We start from the raw sequence: 17,711 nt of genomic DNA, 5'->3' as shown, positions 1-17,711 counted from the left end.
CGGGCGCGGTCGGAGACAGGCGCAGGTACGCCGGTCAGGGCAGCGGGGTGTTCCGCGACCCGAGCCGTGAGGTGTCGACCGTGTCGTGCGCGCCGCGCAGCACCCCCATCAGGAAGCCCAGTCCCCAGGAGAGGTGCATGGTCGGCAGTACCGCGAGGGTCCACAGCCGCTCCCGCGGGCTGCGGGGCGGATCGTGGGGGCGTGCGGGAGTGAGAGCCATTGCGATGACGAGCAGCGCATACGCGACGAGCGGCAGATACACCGCGGACGCGATGACCGAGCCGATGCCCGCGAGCACCCCGGTCGCCTGCAGCACGCCGACGACGACCGCGAGCACCAGGAGCACGAGCATCGCGGGCGGGGCGAAGAAGCGCACGCCGTTGCTGCGGCCGTAGCGCCGCACCAGTTCGCCGCGCCACGCACCCGTGGAGCGGAACTGTCGAGCGAGCCGGATCCAGCTCTCCCGCGGCCAGTAGGTCACCGCGAGCTGCGGATCGAACCACACCGTGTGACCGGCCTGACGGATCCGGAGGTTCAGCTCCCAGTCCTCGCCGCGCCGGATGGACTCGTCGAACAGTCCGACCTCGTCGAGGACGGCGCGGCGCATGACACCCAGGTACGCGGACTCCGCCCTGCCCTCCCTGGTGCCGCCGTGATAACTGCCGCCGCCGAGACCCACCGGTGAGTTGTAGGCGCGGGCGACGGCGGCCTGGAACGGGGTGCGTCCGTCGGCGCGCATCACGCCGCCGACGTTCGCCGCGCCGGTGCGCTCGAGGGTGTCCAGGGCGCGCGCCGCGTATCCGGAGGAGAGCTCTGAGTGCGCGTCCACGCGGATGATCGTCGGATACCGGCTGGCGCGGATCGCGGCGTTCAGTCCGACCGGGATGTCCGCGGCGGGGTTGTGCACGATCCGGAGCCGTGGCTCGCGCGCGGCCATGCGCTCGGCGAGTTCGGTGGTGCCGTCGGAGGAGGGGCCCAGTGCCAGCACGAGCTCGGTCGGCCCGTCGACGTCCTGAGCGAGCACCGACGCGACGGCGTGCTCGAGGTAGGCGCGTTCATTGAGGACCGGCATCACGAACGACACGCCAGCGCCGGACAGCGGGGCGCCCGCGTCGGAGGAGGAGGGTTCGGGATGGGTCACTCGTCGATCCTTTCATGTCGGACTGCGAGATCAGCGGGAGCAGCGTCCGGGCGCGGCGGATTGCCGGTACGGCTCAGACGACGAATCGCCAGATGTACTCGTGCCCGTCCTCGGGGCGGAACCACGCGAGAGTGACGACGACGTCGTCGACGTCGGTGTCGCACAGGCACACCTCCATCTGCTCGCCGTGCTCGACGTGTCCCCACATGAGGGTGCGCCCCGGAGCGCGCGAGGTGCGGGCGAAGACCCGGGCGAACTGCACCGTCGCACCACGGTTCGTCACCATCGGGTGCGTGCGGTCGCGACGATCGACGTGCCAGGGCACGGGATAGGACGGCTGGGGGAGAGGCGGCTGCGGAGGGTCGGCGGAACGGTTCATGGCGTCACGCTAAGAGCAGGCGCCGACGAAGAGTCGTCGTCTCGCCCCGCGATCACCGGGACGGTGCAGACTTCGCCGGAGCACGCGACTGTGCGGATTGATCAGACGTCCCGGTCGGGATCCGTCGGGTGCAGTTCGGGCCCCGGCGCCTCGGGGGCCGAGATCGGCGCGGGCTTGCGGTGCAGCGAGTCCACGGCCTTGCGGCCGACGAACCCCACGCCGCGCGCGGCGCTGCCGGCGGCTCCGACCACGGCCGATCCCGCCAGCTGAGCGCCACGGGCGATCCGACGTTCGATGCGCTGGGCACCCGGCACCGGTTCGAGTTCTGCCGGCAGCACCTGCGGCGGAAGGCCGAAAGCGCGATGCGAACTGGCGAGCACCCGGCGGCCGAGCACGTGGTTCCCTGCACCGCCGATCACCGCGCCGACGCCGAACGGCAGTGCCTTGCCGATCAGTGATGCGCCGCCCATGCCGGCGAACTGCTTGATGAGCATGCTCTTCAGCCGGTCAGCGAGCGGCCCCACGGCGGCTCGCGGCAGGGACTTCGTCACCAGCTCGCCCCAATAGGCGGGCCGGCCCACCCCTTTGCCGCCGGCCTGGCCTGCGAGCTGGCGGATCAGATCCACCCCCTCCTTGCCGAGCATGAGGGTCATCACGAGAGCCCTGGCGCGGTCGGGGTTCGTCACCGTGATGCCGTGCACCTCGGCGATCGACTGTGCGAACAGCGCCGTCGTCTCGACGAAGCCCGCCGTCTCGACACCGGACAGCGCAAGGGTCACGCCCGTGCCGATCCCGGGGATCACAGCGGTCGCCCCGACTGCAGCCCCGCCGGTCGTGACAGCCGCGAGGTAGCGTCGCTCCAGCAGCGTGATGATCTGCGCCGGGGTCGCATCCGGGTGGCGCAGGCGGATGCTGCGGATGTGCGCGAGCACGAGCGGCCGCTGCACGGCCAGGACACGGTCGAGGCCGCGGATGTGCGCCGGGTGCTCTGAGGACCCGGCCGGAGGGAGGCCGCCTGCCCACGGCGCGTCATCCGGCAAGGAGTGGATCCGATGGATCGTCTTCTCGTCCCTGCCGCCCTTGCCTTCTTTTCGCCCCATGGTTCAGAGCCTATGTCGACAGCCCTGCGAGAACGCCCGCAACGCAGAGAGCCCGTGCGCGCGACGGTCGCGGCACGGGCTCTCTGGGTAGGAACGTCAGACGAAGAGGTTCGCCCGCTCCAGGTCCTCGGCGAAGTCGACCTCGACGGCGTACAGGTCGGAGATGTCCATCGGCTCCAGCAGCAGGCCGTTCTCGACGATCGCGAGCTCGAGTCCGCGCTCGAAGTAGTCCTGGTCGTCCACGCGCTGCAGCTGGCGCATGAACGCCTGCTTGTCGCGCGAGGAGATGTAGTTGATGCCGACGGCCTCGCCGATGCCGCCCTTGACGGTCTTGGAGAGCTCCTTGATGAAGCCCTCGGTGTCGACCGTGTACTTGACCTCTTCGTCGCTCACCTTGGCGGTGTTGACGGTGACGAAGGACTGGTCGCGCTCGATGTAGGCGATCGCGCGGCCCAGGATGCGCGGGTCGAACACGACGTCGCCGTTCATCCAGAGCACGCCCTTTCGCCCCGTGGCGGCGAGGCCGCGCAGGAGGCTCTTGGAGGTGTTGGTCTGGTCGTAGCGCTCGTTGTGCACGTAGTTCACATCGGGGAAGGCCTCGATGATCGTCTCGGCGCGATATCCCACGATGGTCGTGATGCGCACGTCGTCGCCGAAAGCGGCGTGGATGTTGTCGTGCTGCTGCTGCATGATCGAACGCCCGTCGTTGAGCTCGGTCAGCGGCTTCGGGAGGGAGCGCCCGAGGCGCGAGCCCATCCCGGCAGCGAGAATGATGGTCTGAAGAGTCACAGAAATACTCCTGTTACGTGTGTTCACGGTTATGTCACCGATGGGACACTTCCTCGTGCCGAAGATCATGGTATCGATCTGCCCTGAGTGCTTCATGGGCAGAGGGGGTGCGATGCCATTCCGTTACCGACTGCTCGGTTCATTCCCAGGTTCATCGTGGGCGACATCCTGTGCGTCGGATCCCGTCACTTCGGGTCGTCGGCCCTTTGCGCATCATCGTCGGTTGCTACCGTGAAGGGCATGACCGGAGCTCCCAACGACCCTCGCGCGCCCAAGGATTCCTCTCCTCCTGCAAAGCCTCGCCGCCCCGCGTCCGGCGGCGCCAGGGCGACGACGGCACAGACGGCGCGGGTGAAGGCCGAAACCCAGGCGGCAGCGGCGCGTTCCGCGGCCGCGAAGCGCACGGCGGCCCGGACGAGTGCCGCGCGCGCCGCGGCCGCGAAGGCTGCGGCGGAGAAGGCGGGCGCGGCGAAGGCGGAGGCCGCCGCCGAGGAGGCGAAGGAGTCTGCGGCCAAGGTCGCCGCGGTCAAGGCTGCGACGCCGCGCGCCACGCGCGCGCCGCGCGCCACGGCCAAGGGCTCGACGGCCGCCGGGCGCGCGACCGCTGCGGCGAAGAGCACCGCTGCGGCTGCGGGAACCGAGGCGCCGGGGGACGCCTCGAGCTCGGAGGCCGGTGCCACCACGGCGAAGCGCACGACCGCAAAGCGCGCGACCACGCCGAAGACGACGGCTGCGAAGAGCACGGCCGCGAAGACGACGGCGGCCAGGACCACGGCCGCGCGGACGACGGCGGCGAAGAGCACGGCATCGAAGAGCACGGTATCGAAGGACACAGCCGCGAAGCGCACTCCGCGGGCGAAGGCCGAGGGCGCGGCGCCTACGACCGCACCCGCCGCCCTCGCCGCGCAGTCCGCGGCCTCCGTTGCAGAGGTCGTGAACCCGCCGTCCCCGGCGGAATCGGCGATCGAGACGGAACCGGACCAGCACACGCCCTCCCCGGAAGAGGCCGTGACGGGGCATGATGCTCCTGTGGACACCGAACTGGGGGCGGCCGCGCCGGCCGCGGATTCGGCGCAGGGCGCAATGGGGCCCGACTCACGGCCGGGGACCGACGCCGCATCGGCGGAGATCGTCGACTCCGTGCCCGAACCGACGGACTCGGACGGATCCGCCGAGCCCGAGCCTGAGCCTGAGCCTGAGCCGGCCGACCCCGCGCCCGCGCAGACGACTTCGAGCGAGCCGCCTACGGCTCCGCCTGCAGAAGAAGACGCATCCGCGTGGCAGGACGTCGCGGAAGATGCCGCCGCGGTGTCGGAGAGGCCTGCCGCAGACGTCGACGGACAGGCCCTCGTCGTGCGCGGGCTCGTCAAGCGCTTCGGCGACTCCGTCGCAGTGGCCGGGATCGACCTGACCGTCCCGGCCGGGTCCTTCTACGGCATCGTCGGGCCCAACGGCGCCGGCAAGACCACCACCCTCTCGATCATCGCGGGGCTGCTGCGCCCCGACGAGGGCACGGTGCGGATCAGCGGAATCGATCAGAGTGCGGATCCGGCTGCCGCGAAGAAGGCGCTCGGTGTGCTGCCTGACCGACTGCGCACCTTCGACCGGCTCACCGGACGTCAGCTGCTGCACTACTACGGTCTGCTGCGGGGACTGCCCGCCGACGTCGTCGAGAAGCGCGTGGCAGATCTGGCCAGGGCGTTCGATCTCACCGGTGCGCTCAGCCGCGTGGTCTCCGACTACTCCGCCGGTATGACGAAGAAGATCATGCTCGCCGGCGCGATGATCCACTCGCCGCGCGTGCTGGTGCTGGATGAGCCGTTCGAGTCGGTGGATCCGGTCTCCTCCGGTGTGATCCTGGACATCCTGCGCGCCTACGTCGCACACGGCGGCACCGTCGTCCTCTCCAGCCACGGCATGGATCTGGTCGAGCAGGTGTGCGCGCGGATCGCGATCATCGTCGGCGGCGAAGTGCTCGCCGAGGGCACGGTCGACGAGGTGCGCGCGGGGCAGACCCTCGAACAGCGCTTCGTGGAGCTCTCCGGCGCGGCCTCCGAAGTGGAGGGGCTGGAGTGGTTGCACACGTTCTCCGACTGAGACTGATGCTGGCGCTCGGCGCGCTGCGCGGCGACCGCAGCCGAGTGACCCGCACCATCCTGGCGCTGCTGCTCACCGCCGCGGCGACGACCGTGTCGGTCATCGCGATCCGCAGTCTTGCGCACACCTCCGAGGCCGCCGCGCACACGGTGATCGTGCTGGGCAGCTCGGCGGTGGTGCTGGGGTTCTTCGTGGCGCCGATCCTGGCGGGGTCCGTGGACCAGCTGGATCCGCGCCGCTTCGTGGTGTTCGGGGTCGATGAGCGCCGGCTTCCGCTCGTGCTCACCCTCGCCGCCTTCGTGAGCGTGCCGAGTCTGGCGCTGCTCGTGATCCAGGTGGCTGTGGTGATCGTCGCGATCTCGTTCGGAGCGCCCTGGGTCGTCGCGGTGCTCTCCGCGCTGCTGACGTTCGTCACGGCGGTGCTCGCAGCGCGCGTCGGGATGGCGCTCAGCGCGCGACTTCTGCCGGAGCGGCGCTCTCGCGAACTCACTGCGCTGTTCGCGCTCGCGGTGATCGTGATCGCGGTGCCGGTGTGCGTGTTCGTGGCCTCACTCGGCTGGGCTGGGGCGGTTCCCCCGGTCCTGCATGCCGTGGCCGGGGTGCTGGGCGTCACGCCGCTCGGCGCGTCTGCGGCGCTCCCGTTCCTCGCCGCATCGGGGCAGGCGGGTGCCGCGTGGGCGGCGGCCGTCATCGCGGTGCTGACGGCTGCGGTCGTCACGGCCGGGTGGCTGATGCTCGCCCGGCGCGCGCTGAGCACGACAGAGCGGCCGACAGCGGTGCGCGAGCGCCCGGGCCTCGGCTGGTTCGGGTTGCTGCCGTCGAATGCGTTCGGCGCCGTGGCGGCGCGCAGCCTGGTGTACTGGCTGCGGGACCGCCGCTACATCATGAACTTCGTGATCGTGCCGATCGCCGGCGCGCTCACCGTCGTGCCGCTGCTGGTCGCCGGGGTGCCGGTCGAGATCGCCGCGGCGTTGCCGGTCACGGTGATGGCGCTGTTCTTCGGCTGGCTCCCGCACAACGACGTCGCCTACGACTCCACGGCGTTCTGGATCCACGTGGCGAGCGGCATCAAGGGAGTGCCCGATCGGCTGGGCCGGCTCGTCCCTGTGCTCCTGATCGCGATCCCGACGCTGGCGGTGGCGATCCCCGTCACGCTCGCCGTGATCGGGCGCTGGTCCCTGCTGCCGGCGTTCGTGGGCGTGGTCGCAAGCCTGCTGCTGACCGGCCTCGGGCTGTCGAGCATCCTGTCGGCGGTCGCGCCGTATGCCGTCTCACGCCCGGGCGACAGCCCTTTCCAGCAGCCGCAGCGGGCGCGCGGTGGCGCACTGGGGCAGGCCGGCACGCTGGTCGGCGCCGTCGTGCTCAGCCTCCCGGCGCTTCTGCTGGCGTGGCCGGCACTGGTGTCGGACGAGGTCTCCACCGCTCCGGCGCTGTGGACCGGGGTGCTGGTGGGCGTCGCCGTGCTCTTCCTCGGCGTGCAGACCGGCGGGCGTGCGTTCGATCGTCGTGGTGCCCAGCTGATGGAGTTCGTCGAGACGGCGTGAGCGGATCCGTCGGCGCTGCGATCGGATGCGTGCGATCACGCGCCCACCCGGCCTCACGCGATTAGACTCGCGGTCATGAGTACCCCGCTGGATGCCCCGGATCAGGGCGGCGTCGCCACCCTCGATCGCGAACTCGAGCAGCTCCTCAACGAGGAGCTGCAGGAGCCGGGAGACCACGAGCGGTTCTCCCATTACGTCAAGAAGGAGAAGATCCTCGAGTCTGCGCTCACCGGCAAGCCCGTGCGGGCGCTGTGCGGCAAGAAGTGGACTCCGGGACGGGACCCGGAGAAGTTCCCGGTCTGCCCGACCTGCAAGGAGATCTACGAGTCGATGGTCGGGTGACCCTCAGGCCACGTCGACGAACTCGGTCGGGATCGCCGGATCCGACTTGCTGAGCGCGAGGGCGCGCACCGGCAGTTCCTCACGCACCCTGAGGTGGTGCTCCCGCGCGGCGACCGTGCCGGCCGGGCCCTCGAAGGCCGAGTCGATCTCGCCGGCCTCGACGAGAGTCACCTGAAGCGCCCGCCCGTCGGGGTGCTCCCCGGCTCCGAGCTCCTCGAAGCCGTCGGCGACGAGCACGGTCTCCGACTGCGCGACGCCGTCGGCGAGGATCCGGAACGCCGCCTTGCGCCCGCCCTTCGAGGCCTTGTCCGCCGATGCCTTGGCCACGGCGACCCAGCCGCCGTCGGATCCCTGCCGCGCCACGAGCTTGTAGACCATGCTCGCGGTGGGGTAGCCGGACCCTGTGACCACCGAGGTGCCCACGCCGTAGGCATCCACCGGCGACGCGGCGAGGGCAGCGATCGCGTACTCGTCGAGGTCGCTGGTCACGGTGATCTTCGTCTCGGTCGCGCCGAGCTCGTCGAGCTGCGCGCGCACCTCGGCGGCCATGATGGGCAGGTCGCCGGAATCGATGCGCACCCCGCCCAGCCCGGTGCCCGCCACGCGGATGGCCGTCTCCACGCCCTGGCGGATGTCGTAGGTGTCCACGAGCAGGGTCGTGTCCGTGCCGAGCGCGGCGATCTGCGCCCGGAATGCGTCCTCCTCGCTGTCGTGCAGCAGCGTCCACGAGTGCGCCGCGGTACCCATCGTGGGGATGCCCCAGGTGCGCCCCGCCTCGAGGTTGCTCGTCGCGCCGAAACCGGCGATGAATGCGGCGCGGGCTGCGGCCACCGCGGAATCCTCAGCCGCGCGGCGCGACCCCATCTCGGCGAGGGGGCGCTCTCCGGCGGCGATGCTCATGCGGCTTGCCGCCGTGGCGACCGCCGAGTCATGGTTGAGCACGCTGAGCGCCAGGGTCTCCAGGATCACGGCGTCGGCGAAGGTGCCCTCGACGGTGAGGATGGGGGATCCGGGGAAGTACAGCTCGCCCTCGCGGTAGCCGCGGATCGTCCCGGTGAACCGGTAGCCCTCGAGGTAGCGCAGGGCGTCGGCGTCGACGACCTTCGCGTCGCGCAGGTAGCGCAGCTCGTCGTCGCCGAAGCGGAAGTCGCGCAGCAGCGAGAGCAGGCGGCCGGTGCCGGCGACCACGCCGAATCGGCGCCCCCCGGACAGTCGCCGTGAGAACAGCTCGAACACGCTCTGCCGCGCGGCGGTGCCGTCGCGCAGCGCGGCCTCCAGCATCGTGAGCTCGTAGCGATCGGTCTTGAGGGCGCTGGACGCGGTCATGATCGACAGCATAGGACGCACGCCGCACGGGACCGCGCGGATCCGGCGACTAGGCTGGTGCATCATGAACGACGCGCCGATCGGGATCTTCGACTCCGGGGTCGGCGGTCTCACCGTCGCCCGGGCGATCAGGGCGCAGCTGCCCCGGGAATCCTTCGTCTACATCGGCGACACCGCCCACTCGCCCTACGGGCCGAAGCCCATCGCCGACGTGCGCCGCTATGCGCTCGAGGTGCTCGACACGCTCGTCGCCCAGGGTGTGAAGATGCTCGTGATCGCCTGCAACACGGCGTCCTCGGCGATGCTGCGCGACGCCCGCGAGCGCTACGACGTGCCCGTCGTCGAGGTGATCGGCCCGGCCGTGCGCCGGGCGATCTCGACCACGCGCAACGGTCGGATCGGCGTGATCGGCACCGTCGGCACGATCGGATCCCGCGCCTATCAGGACATGCTCGAGGTGAACGAGAACCTCGCGGTGTTCACCGCCGCCTGCCCCCGGTTCGTCGAGTTCGTCGAGGCGGGCATCACCGACACCCCGGAAGTGCTCCGGGTCGCCGAGGAGTACCTGGCGCCGCTGCGCGACGCGGACGTGGACACCCTCGTGCTCGGCTGCACGCACTACCCGTTCCTCCGTGGTGCGATCGGCTACGTCATGGGGGAGGGCGTCTCGCTCGTCTCCAGCGACGACGAGACCGCAGGCGACGTGTACCGCCAGCTCGTCCGCGGCGACCTGCTCGCCCCCGCTGATGCGCACCCCAGCTACGTGTACGAGGCCACCGGAGCCTCCGCCGACGACTTCACAGCTCTCGCCAACCGCCTGATGGGCCAGGAGGTGCGGGGCGTCCGGCTCGTGCAGACCGGCGTCATCGACCTTCCCCACCTCAAGGAGATCCCATGACCACGTCCCCGTCCGACGACGCCACCATCCGCAAGGACGGCCGCACCGTCGACCAGCTCCGCCCCATCACGATCGAACGCGGCTGGAGCGCTCAGGCCGAGGGATCCGCCCTGATCAGCTTCGGCAACACGAAGGTGCTGTGCACGGCGTCGTTCACGAACGGCGTGCCGCGCTGGCTCACCGGCAAAGGCAAGGGCTGGGTCACGGCCGAGTACGCGATGCTGCCGCGGGCCACGAACGAGCGCAACGACCGGGAGAGCGTGAAGGGCCGCATCGGTGGGCGCACGCACGAGATCTCGCGCCTGATCGGCAGGGCACTCCGTGCCGTCGTCGACACCAAGGCTCTCGGTGAGAACACGATCGTGATCGACTGCGACGTGCTGCAGGCCGACGGGGGCACTCGCACCGCGGCGATCACCGGGGCGTACGTCGCCCTCGCCGATGCGATCGAGTGGGGCCGGCGCAAGAAGTTCATCGGACAGAAGGCCCAGGTGCTGCACGATTCCGTCGCCGCGGTGTCGGTCGGCATCATCGACGGCGAGCCCATGCTCGACCTGGCCTACGTCGAGGACGTGCGCGCCGAGACCGACATGAACGTCGTCGTGACCGGGCGCGGACTGTTCGTCGAGGTGCAGGGCACGGCCGAGGGTGCGCCCTTCGACAAGCGCGAGCTCGACACACTGCTCGAGCTCGGCGTGAACGGCTGTGCGGATCTGCGTGACCGCCAACTCGCGGCCCTCGCGGAGGAGCGGGCGTGAGGATCGTCCTCGCGACGCACAACGCCCACAAGGTCACCGAGTTCGGCGGGATCGTCGCGGCCACCCGGCCCGATCTCGAGGTCGTCGGCTACGACGGGCCCGAGCCCATCGAGGACGGCGTCACCTTCGAGGACAACGCCCTGATCAAGGCCCGTGCGGCCGCCGCGCACACGGGCCTGCCCGCGCTCGCCGACGACTCCGGCATCGCGGTGGACGTGCTGGGTGGTTCGCCCGGAGTCTTCTCCGCCTACTGGGCGGGGCAGCAGAAGGACGACATCGCGAACCGGGAACTGCTGCTGGATCAGCTCCGCGACATCGCGGATCCGCACCGTGCCGCGCACTACGTCAGCGTCATCGCGCTGGTGCTGCCGGATGGACGCGAGTGGACGGTCCGCGGCGAATGGCCGGGCCGGCTCGCGCACGCGGCCGTCGGCGCCGGCGGCTTCGGCTACGACCCCGTCTTCGTGCCCGAGGGGCAGAGCGGCGCCGAGCGTACGGTCGGTGAGTTCACGGCGGAGGAGAAGCAGGCTCAGTCGCACCGCGCCCGCGCCTTCGCCGCCCTGGTGCCGCTGCTCGCGGAACTCTGACCACCGCGAACCCGACCGTGGACGCCGTCGCGACCCGCGGGTAGCGTCGGCGGCGTGGACTTCGAAGACGGACGATCCCAGAGCCCGGCGCAGCTCTACTACCAGTGGCACGGTCCGGCGGGTGACGGACCGCCGCTGCTGCTCGTGCACGGCGGCGGCTCCACGATCGAAACGAACTGGGGTGCGCTGATCCCCGAGCTCGCCCGTGATCGCCGTCTACTGGCCGTCGAGCTGCAGGGGCACGGGCGCACGCCGACCGGATCCGGTCCCGCTTCATTCGAGCGCTCGGCCGATGACGTCGCGGGGCTCCTCGCCGAACTCGGTACCGGCGCGGTGCAGGTGCTCGGCTTCAGCAACGGCGGGCAGGTCGCTCTGCAGCTGGCGATGCGGCACCCGGCCCTGATCGCGCGGCTGATCGTCGCGTCGGCACCCTTCCAGCGGGACGGCATGATCGACGGGTTCTGGGACGGTCTTGCCTCGGGCGAGTTCGGCGACATGCCCGATGCCTACCGTGAGGCCGATGCGCTCGTCAGCGGGGATCCGGCGCATGCGGAGCGGATGTTCGTCCTGGACCGCGACCTCATGCTGACCGGGTTTCAGGACTTTCCGGGCGAAGGGGTCGCTGCGATCGCCGCGCCGACGCTGATCGTCGCCGGCGATCAGGACGTGATCCGCCGTGATCATGCCGTGGCACTCGCCGATCTGATCCCCGGAGCGCGGCTGCTCATCGTGCCCGGCGGCCACGGCGACTACCTCGGCGAGGTGTTCGCCACGGGCGAGGACCTCGCCCCGCTGCGTCGCACGCTGCCGATGCTGACCGATTTCCTGGACGACGTGTTCTGAGCCGCGCCCGACCGCACGCGCAACTGAGAATCATCCCCATTCCCGACTAGGCGAAAACCCCTCCGACCGGGGGATCCCGGCTCTACCCTGGAGGTATGCACGATCACGCACCCGCCACCGGGATCCGTTCCGCAGGCCATCGACGGCTGCTCGCGATCTCGCTGACGCTGACCTGCGTCATCATGCTCGTGCAGGTGGTCGGTGCGATCCTCAGCGGATCCCTCGCGCTGCTCGCCGACGCGGCGCACATGTTCACGGACGCATCCGCCCTGGTCATCGCGCTCATCGCGAGCGCGGTCGCGGCCCGTCCCGCCGACGATCGGCGCACGTTCGGCTACCAGCGCGCCGAGGTGTTCGGAGCGCTCATCAACGCGATCATCCTGATCCTGCTGTCGGCGTGGGTCGCCTTCGAGGGCGTCACACGGCTCCTGCACCCGACCCAGGTCGAGGTCGCCGGAACGCTCATGCTCATCGTGGCCGCCGTCGGCCTCGTCGCGAACGCGATCTCGATGTGGCTGCTCAGCGCGGCGCAGCGGGAGAGCATCAACGTGCGCGGCGCGTACCTGGAGGTGATGGGGGATCTGATCGGATCCGCGATGGTGATCGTCGCCGCGATCGTCATCATCACGACGGGCTGGATGCCCGCCGACGCGATCGCCTCCCTCGTGATCGCGGCCATGATCATCCCTCGGGCAGTCTCGCTGCTGCGCGAGGTGTTCTCGGTGCTTGCCGAGTCGGCGCCGAAGGGCACGGCCGTGAGCGAGATCCGCCAGCACCTGCTCGACTACCCTGGCGTCACCGGGGTGCACGACGTGCACGTCTGGCAGCTCACCCGCGGTGCGCCCGTCTTCACCGCGCATGTGTCGGTGCAGCCCGCGCTGCTCGTCGGCGGAGGAGCGTCGGCCCTCCTCGTGCAGATGCAGTCCTGCCTCGCCGAGCACTTCGACGTCGAGCACTCCACGTTCCAGATCGAGCCCGATGCGACTGGTTCGGGCAACGCGGGCGACTGCGAGGCCGTGCACGCCTGACGGCCCTTTCGCGACCGGTCAGGATTCGACGACCACCTCGCCCGGCGACTTGTCCGGACGCAGGCCGCGCCAGCGCGAGTGCCTCAGCACGCCGTCGTCGGTCCAGTTCGCGAACTCGACCTCTCCGACGAGCTCCGGACGCACCCACAGCGCGTCGGACGCATCGGCGACGGGGACGCCGTCCACGGCCGGTGCCGACGTGCGCAGCGCGTCCAGCCGCGTGCCCAGCTCCTGCAGCATGCGATCCGTGAAGCCGGTGCCCACCCTGCCCACGTAGCGCAGGCCCGAGGGCAGTGCGGGCTCCGGGATCGCGAGCAGCAGCGACCCGATGCGCCCGGTGCGGTCGCCCTTGCCGGGGCGGATGCCGACGATCACGACCTCCTGCGCGCGGGTGAGCTTGATCTTCAGCCACCGCGGTGAGCGCGCACCCGGGGCGTATGCCGACGCAGGGTCCTTCACGACCACGCCCTCCAGATCGAGCGCGGCGCTCGTGGCCAGGGCCGCATCGACGTCGTCGAACACCGGCGGCACGAGCACCGGCGCGGGCAGGTCGGCGGCGATCTGCTCCAGCAGCTCCCGGCGGTCGCGCAACGGCAGGGCGGTGAGGTCGTGCCCCTCCAGGCGGAGCAGATCGAACAGGTGGTAGCGCACCGGCGTGCGGATGACCTCGCGCTCGATCTCGCGTGCCCGGGTGAGGTGCATCCGATCCTGAAGGCGGTGGAAGCTCGGTCGGCCTGCGGCGTCCAGAGCGACGATTTCCCCGTCGACGACGGCTTCGTCCACGGGGAATCGGGGTGCGCCGTCGGCGGTGAGCTCGGGATAGCGGTCGGTGATGTCGGTGCCGCTGCGCGCTCGCAGCCGGAACCGGCCGTCCGACCAGGTCCCGATCGCGCGGATCCCGTCCCACTTGATCTCGGCCCAGCCCAGTCCGCGGGCCGTGCCCGGTGTGCCGTGGTCGGCGAGCATGGGGGAGTAGCCGGGGACCGGATCATCCGCCGGAGGGACGGAGGAGGCTTCTGGAGCGGTGGCCGTCCCGCCGGCAGCCGGTCCCGTCGAGGAGGCGACGCGCGTGCGGGCTTTCTCGACCGGTCGCCGATCCTGCCGACGCACGGGGAGCGGGGTGTCGGCCGTCGGCGGATGATTCTGCGTGATCACCGTGAACGGATCCAGCCCGCTCTCCACCCGCTCGAGCACCTCGTCGAACCGCAGCTGCCGGAGATCCGGATCCTCCAGCTCCTCCCAGGTGCGGGGGGCGGCGACCCACGGCTGAGGGCGGCCGCGCAGTGAGTAGGGCGCGATCGTCGTCTTCTTGCCGTTGTTCTGGCTCCAGTCGAGGAACACCTTGCCTGCGCGCAGGGTCTTCGTCATCACGCTCGTCACGAGATCCGGGCGATCCGTCTCGATCGCCCGGGCGAGGGCGTGCGCGAAAGCGGAGATCTCCTCGCTCGTGCGGTCGCCGGGCAGGTGCGCGTAGAGGTGGATGCCCTTGCTGCCGCTCGTGACGGGCACCGGATCCATGCCCATGCCGTCGAGGATGCCGCGCGCGATGAGCGCCACCTCGGCGCACTGCGCGAGCGTGACGCCCGGTCCCGGATCCAGGTCGAGCACGAGGCGATCCGGGTTGCCGCGCCCGCCGTCGGGAGCGAAGCGCCACTGCGGGATGTGCAGCTCGATCGCAGCGACCTGCGCCATCCAGACGAGCGTGGCGACCTCGTCGACGAGCGGATAGTCCTTCGCACCGCCGGAGTGCGGGATCTCCTGGCGCGGGATCCACCCGGGGGCGCCCGGTTCGAGCTGCTTGGCGAAGAAGGATCCCTGCGGATCCTCCGGGGTGCCGACGCCCTCCACCCAGCGTTTGCGCGTGACGGGGCGTCCGGCGAGGACCGGCAGCAGCTGCGGGGCGATCCGCGCGTAGTAGTCGATCACCTCGCCCTTGGTGGTGCCGGTGACCGGGTACACGACCTTGTCGAGGTTCGTCACACGCAGACGACGCTCGCCGATGCGCGCGAACTGCGGGCCGTCTGCCATGTCGTCAGGCTATCCCGCTGCTGCGGGAGTGGTGTGTACTGGTGCCATGAGGACGATCTGGAAGGGCTCGCTCACCTTCGGCCTGGTCAACGTGCCGGTCAAGGTGTACTCGGCGACGGAGGACCACGACGTCTCGCTGCACCAGGTGCACGACGCGGACGGGGGGCGGATCCGGTACAAGAGGGTGTGCGAGATCTGCGGACAGACCGTCGCCTACTCGGAGATCGACCGGGCCTACCAGGACGAGTCGCAGACCGTGGTGCTGACCAAGGATGACCTGGAGTCGCTGCCCGCCGAGCGCAGCCGGGAGATCGACGTCGTGGAGTTCGTGCCGTCGGACCAGGTGGATCTGCTCACGCTCGACAAGGCGTACTACCTGGAGCCGGATTCCAAGTCGCCCAAGGCCTATGTGCTGCTGTGCAAGACCCTGGAGGCCACGGACCGCACCGCGATCGTGCGTTTCACCCTGCGTCAGAAGACCCGGCTCGCGGCCCTGCGCGTGCGCGGCGATGTGCTCGTGCTGCAGACGCTGCTCTGGGCCGACGAGGTGCGCGAAGCCGACTTCCCCATCCTGCAGGAGGAGGTCACGGTCTCCGACAAGGAGCTCGAACTGTCGGCGTCGCTCGTCGAGGGCTTCTCCGCCGACTTCGACCCGAACGCGTTCGTCGACGAGTACCAGGTCGAACTGCGCACGCTCATCGACGCCAAGATCGAGAAGGGCGAGGCGTTCGAGAAGGAAGAGACGTTCGCGCCCGCCGAGAAGGGCGGTGAGGTCATCGACCTCATGGAGGCGCTGCGGGCGAGCGTCGAGAAGTCGAAGGCCGCGCGTGCGGCGGCCTCCGAGAAGGGCGATGCGGACGGAGCCGCCCGCGACGCCGGCTGAGCCCGGCTCAGATCTCCGGCTCGACGGCCGGGATCCCCGCGGCGGACTCCTTCTTCGCCTTGCGGCGCTCGTTGAAGTAGTGCCAGGCGGTGACGGCGAGCGTGAGCGCGACGACGCCGAGCAGGATCACGTCGATGTACTTCGTCACGAGGTCGGCGACCCAGGGGATGTAGGCGATCAGGAAGCCGACGTAGGTGAGGCCGAAGCCCCAGATCAGGGCGCCGATGAGGTTGTACAGGCTGTACTTGCGCCACGGCATGTGCCCGACGCCGGCGGCGACGGGCGCGAAGGTGCGCACGACCGGCACGAAGCGCGCCAGGATCACCGTGAGACCGCCGAAGCGCTCGAAGAAGTGGTTCGTGCGCTCGACGTTCTTGCGGCTGAACAGACCGGACTCCTTGCGCTCGAAGACCGCAGGGCCGCCCTTGTGCCCGATCAGATAGCCGACCTCGCCGCCCAGGAACGCCGCCAGTGCGATCAGCAGGCCGACCGCCCAGATGTCCAGCCCGAAGACGTGGTTGGTGTGGGTCAGCAGGCCCGAGATGATCAACAGCGTGTCGCCCGGAAGCAGGAACCCGATGAGCAGACCTGTCTCGGCGAAGATGATGAACAGCACCACGGCGAGCGCCCAAGGGCCGGCACCGTTGATGATGACGTTCGGGTCGAGCCAGGGGATGAGGGCGGCGTGGTGCACAGGTGAGTCCCGTCCGTGGAGTCGTCGCTGGAGTGTTCGCCGAGATGCCGGCTTCTGTGAAGTCTAGAGCGGGCAGGTCTCGCTCGGCTGGGAGAGCGACGCGCGGAATCGGCGCTGGTGGGGTGACCTCGGGTCACCCCACCAGCAATGCCGTGCGGAAGGTGGGACTTGATTCCCTCTGGGCCCTCTCCACACGTCGCATGCGCGACGCGCGGAGCCTCTGGCCAGTGGGGCCCGGGGTTAAGGAGGCCCCGCTTCGAACGAAAAGCGCTGACGGGACGACCTCCGGCCGCCCCGTCAGCGCTTTCGTGCGGAAGGTGGGACTTGAACCCACACGCCCGGAGGCACAGGAACCTAAATCCTGCGTGTCTGCCAATTTCACCACTCCCGCGGGTGGACCCAGTCTACTGAGGCCGGATCCACCCCATTCCTCTGCCGATCAGCCGTGGAACTCGTGCGGGTGCGGTCCCGTGCGGCCGTCGCGGTCGAGGGCGTCGATCGCGGCGAGCTCGGTGGCGTCGAGATCGAAGCCGAACACGTCGAAGTTCTCCGCGATGCGGCTCGGCGTCACCGATTTCGGGATGACCACGCGGCCCTGCTGCAGATGCCAGCGCAGCACCACCTGGGCCGGAGTGCGGCCGTGCCGGGCGGCGATGGCCGTGATGGCGGGATCCTGCAGCACCGCGCCCTGGGCGAGCGGGCTCCAGGCCTCCGTGGTCACGCCGGCCGCGGCGATCACCGCGCGGTTCTGGAACGCGGGGTGCAGTTCCACCTGGTTGACCGCGGGGACGACGGATCCGGTCTCGAGGATCCGCGCGAGGTGCACGGGCTCGAAGTTCGAGACGCCGATCGCGCGCATCCGGCCGTCGGCGTAGAGCGACTCGAGGCCGCGCCAGGTGCCGGCGTAGTCGTCGTCACCGAGCTCGGGCCAGTGGATCAGGTAGAGGTCGAGGGCGTCCAGGCCCAGCTTCTCGAGGCTCTCGTCGTACGCGCGGAGGGTCGCGTCGTAGCCCTGCTCGGCGTTCCACGCCTTCGAGGTGATGAAGAGCTCGTCGCGAGGGATGCCGGATTCGGCGATCGCGCGGCCGACACCCCGCTCGTTGCCATAGATCGCCGCGGTGTCGATGCTGCGGTATCCGGTCCGCAGGGCGCTCGCGACGGCGGCCGTGGTCTCGTCGTCCGAGACCTGGAAGACCCCGAAGCCCAGCTGGGGCATGGCCACGCCGTTGTTCAGCGTGATGGTGGTGTTCGGGGTGATGGTGGGAACGGTCATG

17 protein-coding genes and 1 tRNA gene are annotated in these 17,711 nt (G+C 70.3%); 9 read left to right on the top strand and 9 right to left on the bottom strand.

Translation table 11 applies throughout. The features are described from left to right. Positions 1-34 precede the first annotated feature (34 nt). The 4 genes from AC1DCT_RS04990 to AC1DCT_RS04975 form a co-directional block, all read right to left on the bottom strand. The gene (locus tag AC1DCT_RS04990) at positions 35-1,141 is read right to left on the bottom strand and encodes a glycosyltransferase family 2 protein (RefSeq protein WP_477427830.1); all 1,107 of its coding nucleotides are present in this window, start codon (positions 1,139-1,141) and stop codon (positions 35-37) included. Positions 1,142-1,214: 73 nt separating this feature from the next. After that, entirely contained in the window at positions 1,215-1,520 is a 306-nt protein-coding gene (locus AC1DCT_RS04985) for a hypothetical protein (RefSeq protein ID WP_440734506.1), read from the bottom strand. Between the two features lie 101 nt (positions 1,521-1,621). Next, the gene (locus AC1DCT_RS04980) at positions 1,622-2,620 is read right to left on the bottom strand and encodes a hypothetical protein (protein WP_477427828.1); all 999 of its coding nucleotides are present in this window, start codon (positions 2,618-2,620) and stop codon (positions 1,622-1,624) included. Positions 2,621-2,716: 96 nt separating this feature from the next. Then, positions 2,717-3,409, bottom strand: coding sequence for a phosphocholine cytidylyltransferase family protein (locus tag AC1DCT_RS04975; RefSeq protein ID WP_440734504.1), 693 nt, complete (start codon positions 3,407-3,409; stop codon positions 2,717-2,719). Between the two features lie 351 nt (positions 3,410-3,760). On the opposite strand from AC1DCT_RS04975, the gene AC1DCT_RS04970 reads away from it, so the two are divergent. From AC1DCT_RS04970 to AC1DCT_RS04960, 3 genes are all read left to right on the top strand, one after another. Beyond that, on the top strand, positions 3,761-5,506 hold the full coding sequence (locus AC1DCT_RS04970; RefSeq protein ID WP_477427826.1) for an ABC transporter ATP-binding protein: 1,746 nt from the start codon (positions 3,761-3,763) through the stop codon (positions 5,504-5,506). Between the two features lie 5 nt (positions 5,507-5,511). Next, complete coding sequence (locus AC1DCT_RS04965) at positions 5,512-7,050, top strand: hypothetical protein (RefSeq protein WP_477427824.1); 1,539 nt, start codon at positions 5,512-5,514, stop codon at positions 7,048-7,050. Positions 7,051-7,125: 75 nt separating this feature from the next. Then, positions 7,126-7,392, top strand: a complete 267-nt coding sequence (locus AC1DCT_RS04960) for a DUF3039 domain-containing protein (protein ID WP_045272272.1) — start codon at positions 7,126-7,128, stop codon at positions 7,390-7,392. 3 nt (positions 7,393-7,395) lie between these two features. Here the strand turns inward: AC1DCT_RS04960 and AC1DCT_RS04955 are convergent, their stop codons facing one another. Continuing rightward, positions 7,396-8,718: a nicotinate phosphoribosyltransferase gene (locus AC1DCT_RS04955; RefSeq protein WP_477427822.1), complete on the bottom strand. Its 1,323-nt coding sequence runs from the start codon at positions 8,716-8,718 to the stop codon at positions 7,396-7,398. A gap of 64 nt (positions 8,719-8,782) precedes the next feature. Here AC1DCT_RS04955 and murI point away from each other — a divergent pair, with 64 nt between their 5' ends. From murI to AC1DCT_RS04930, 5 genes are all read left to right on the top strand, one after another. Beyond that, positions 8,783-9,616, top strand: a complete 834-nt coding sequence (gene murI / locus AC1DCT_RS04950) for a glutamate racemase (RefSeq protein WP_477427820.1) — start codon at positions 8,783-8,785, stop codon at positions 9,614-9,616. Next, positions 9,613-10,374 (top strand): ribonuclease PH, encoded by a 762-nt coding sequence (gene rph, locus AC1DCT_RS04945; protein ID WP_477427818.1) that lies wholly within the window; start codon positions 9,613-9,615, stop codon positions 10,372-10,374. The genes murI and rph overlap by 4 nt, the downstream gene beginning before the upstream one ends. Continuing rightward, entirely contained in the window at positions 10,371-10,961 is a 591-nt protein-coding gene (gene rdgB / locus AC1DCT_RS04940) for an RdgB/HAM1 family non-canonical purine NTP pyrophosphatase (RefSeq protein WP_477229388.1), read from the top strand. The genes rph and rdgB overlap by 4 nt, the downstream gene beginning before the upstream one ends. Positions 10,962-11,015: 54 nt before the next feature. Next, positions 11,016-11,804, top strand: coding sequence for an alpha/beta fold hydrolase (locus tag AC1DCT_RS04935; protein ID WP_441976200.1), 789 nt, complete (start codon positions 11,016-11,018; stop codon positions 11,802-11,804). Positions 11,805-11,899: 95 nt separating this feature from the next. After that, entirely contained in the window at positions 11,900-12,832 is a 933-nt protein-coding gene (locus AC1DCT_RS04930) for a cation diffusion facilitator family transporter (RefSeq protein ID WP_477427817.1), read from the top strand. 18 nt (positions 12,833-12,850) lie between these two features. Here AC1DCT_RS04930 and ligD read toward each other — a convergent pair whose 3' ends face one another. Further along, positions 12,851-14,860, bottom strand: a complete 2,010-nt coding sequence (ligD, locus tag AC1DCT_RS04925; protein WP_477427815.1) for a non-homologous end-joining DNA ligase — start codon at positions 14,858-14,860, stop codon at positions 12,851-12,853. A 46-nt stretch (positions 14,861-14,906) separates the two neighbouring features. Here ligD and ku point away from each other — a divergent pair, with 46 nt between their 5' ends. Continuing rightward, on the top strand, positions 14,907-15,743 hold the full coding sequence (gene ku / locus AC1DCT_RS04920) for a non-homologous end joining protein Ku (RefSeq protein ID WP_477229387.1): 837 nt from the start codon (positions 14,907-14,909) through the stop codon (positions 15,741-15,743). Positions 15,744-15,750: 7 nt separating this feature from the next. On the opposite strand, the gene AC1DCT_RS04915 is transcribed toward ku, so the two are convergent. From AC1DCT_RS04915 to AC1DCT_RS04905, 3 genes are all read right to left on the bottom strand, one after another. Next, on the bottom strand, positions 15,751-16,437 hold the full coding sequence (locus AC1DCT_RS04915; RefSeq protein ID WP_441976196.1) for a DedA family protein: 687 nt from the start codon (positions 16,435-16,437) through the stop codon (positions 15,751-15,753). 309 nt (positions 16,438-16,746) lie between these two features. Further along, a tRNA-Leu gene (locus AC1DCT_RS04910) sits at positions 16,747-16,828 on the bottom strand. 48 nt (positions 16,829-16,876) lie between these two features. Then, on the bottom strand, positions 16,877-17,710 hold the full coding sequence (locus AC1DCT_RS04905; RefSeq protein ID WP_477427813.1) for an aldo/keto reductase: 834 nt from the start codon (positions 17,708-17,710) through the stop codon (positions 16,877-16,879). Position 17,711 lies beyond the last annotated feature (1 nt).

Source organism: Microbacterium sp. 10L49 (genome assembly GCF_056395125.1).
Note: the sequence above shows the minus strand (reverse complement) of the source record. Positions and strands in the feature narration are given on the sequence as shown.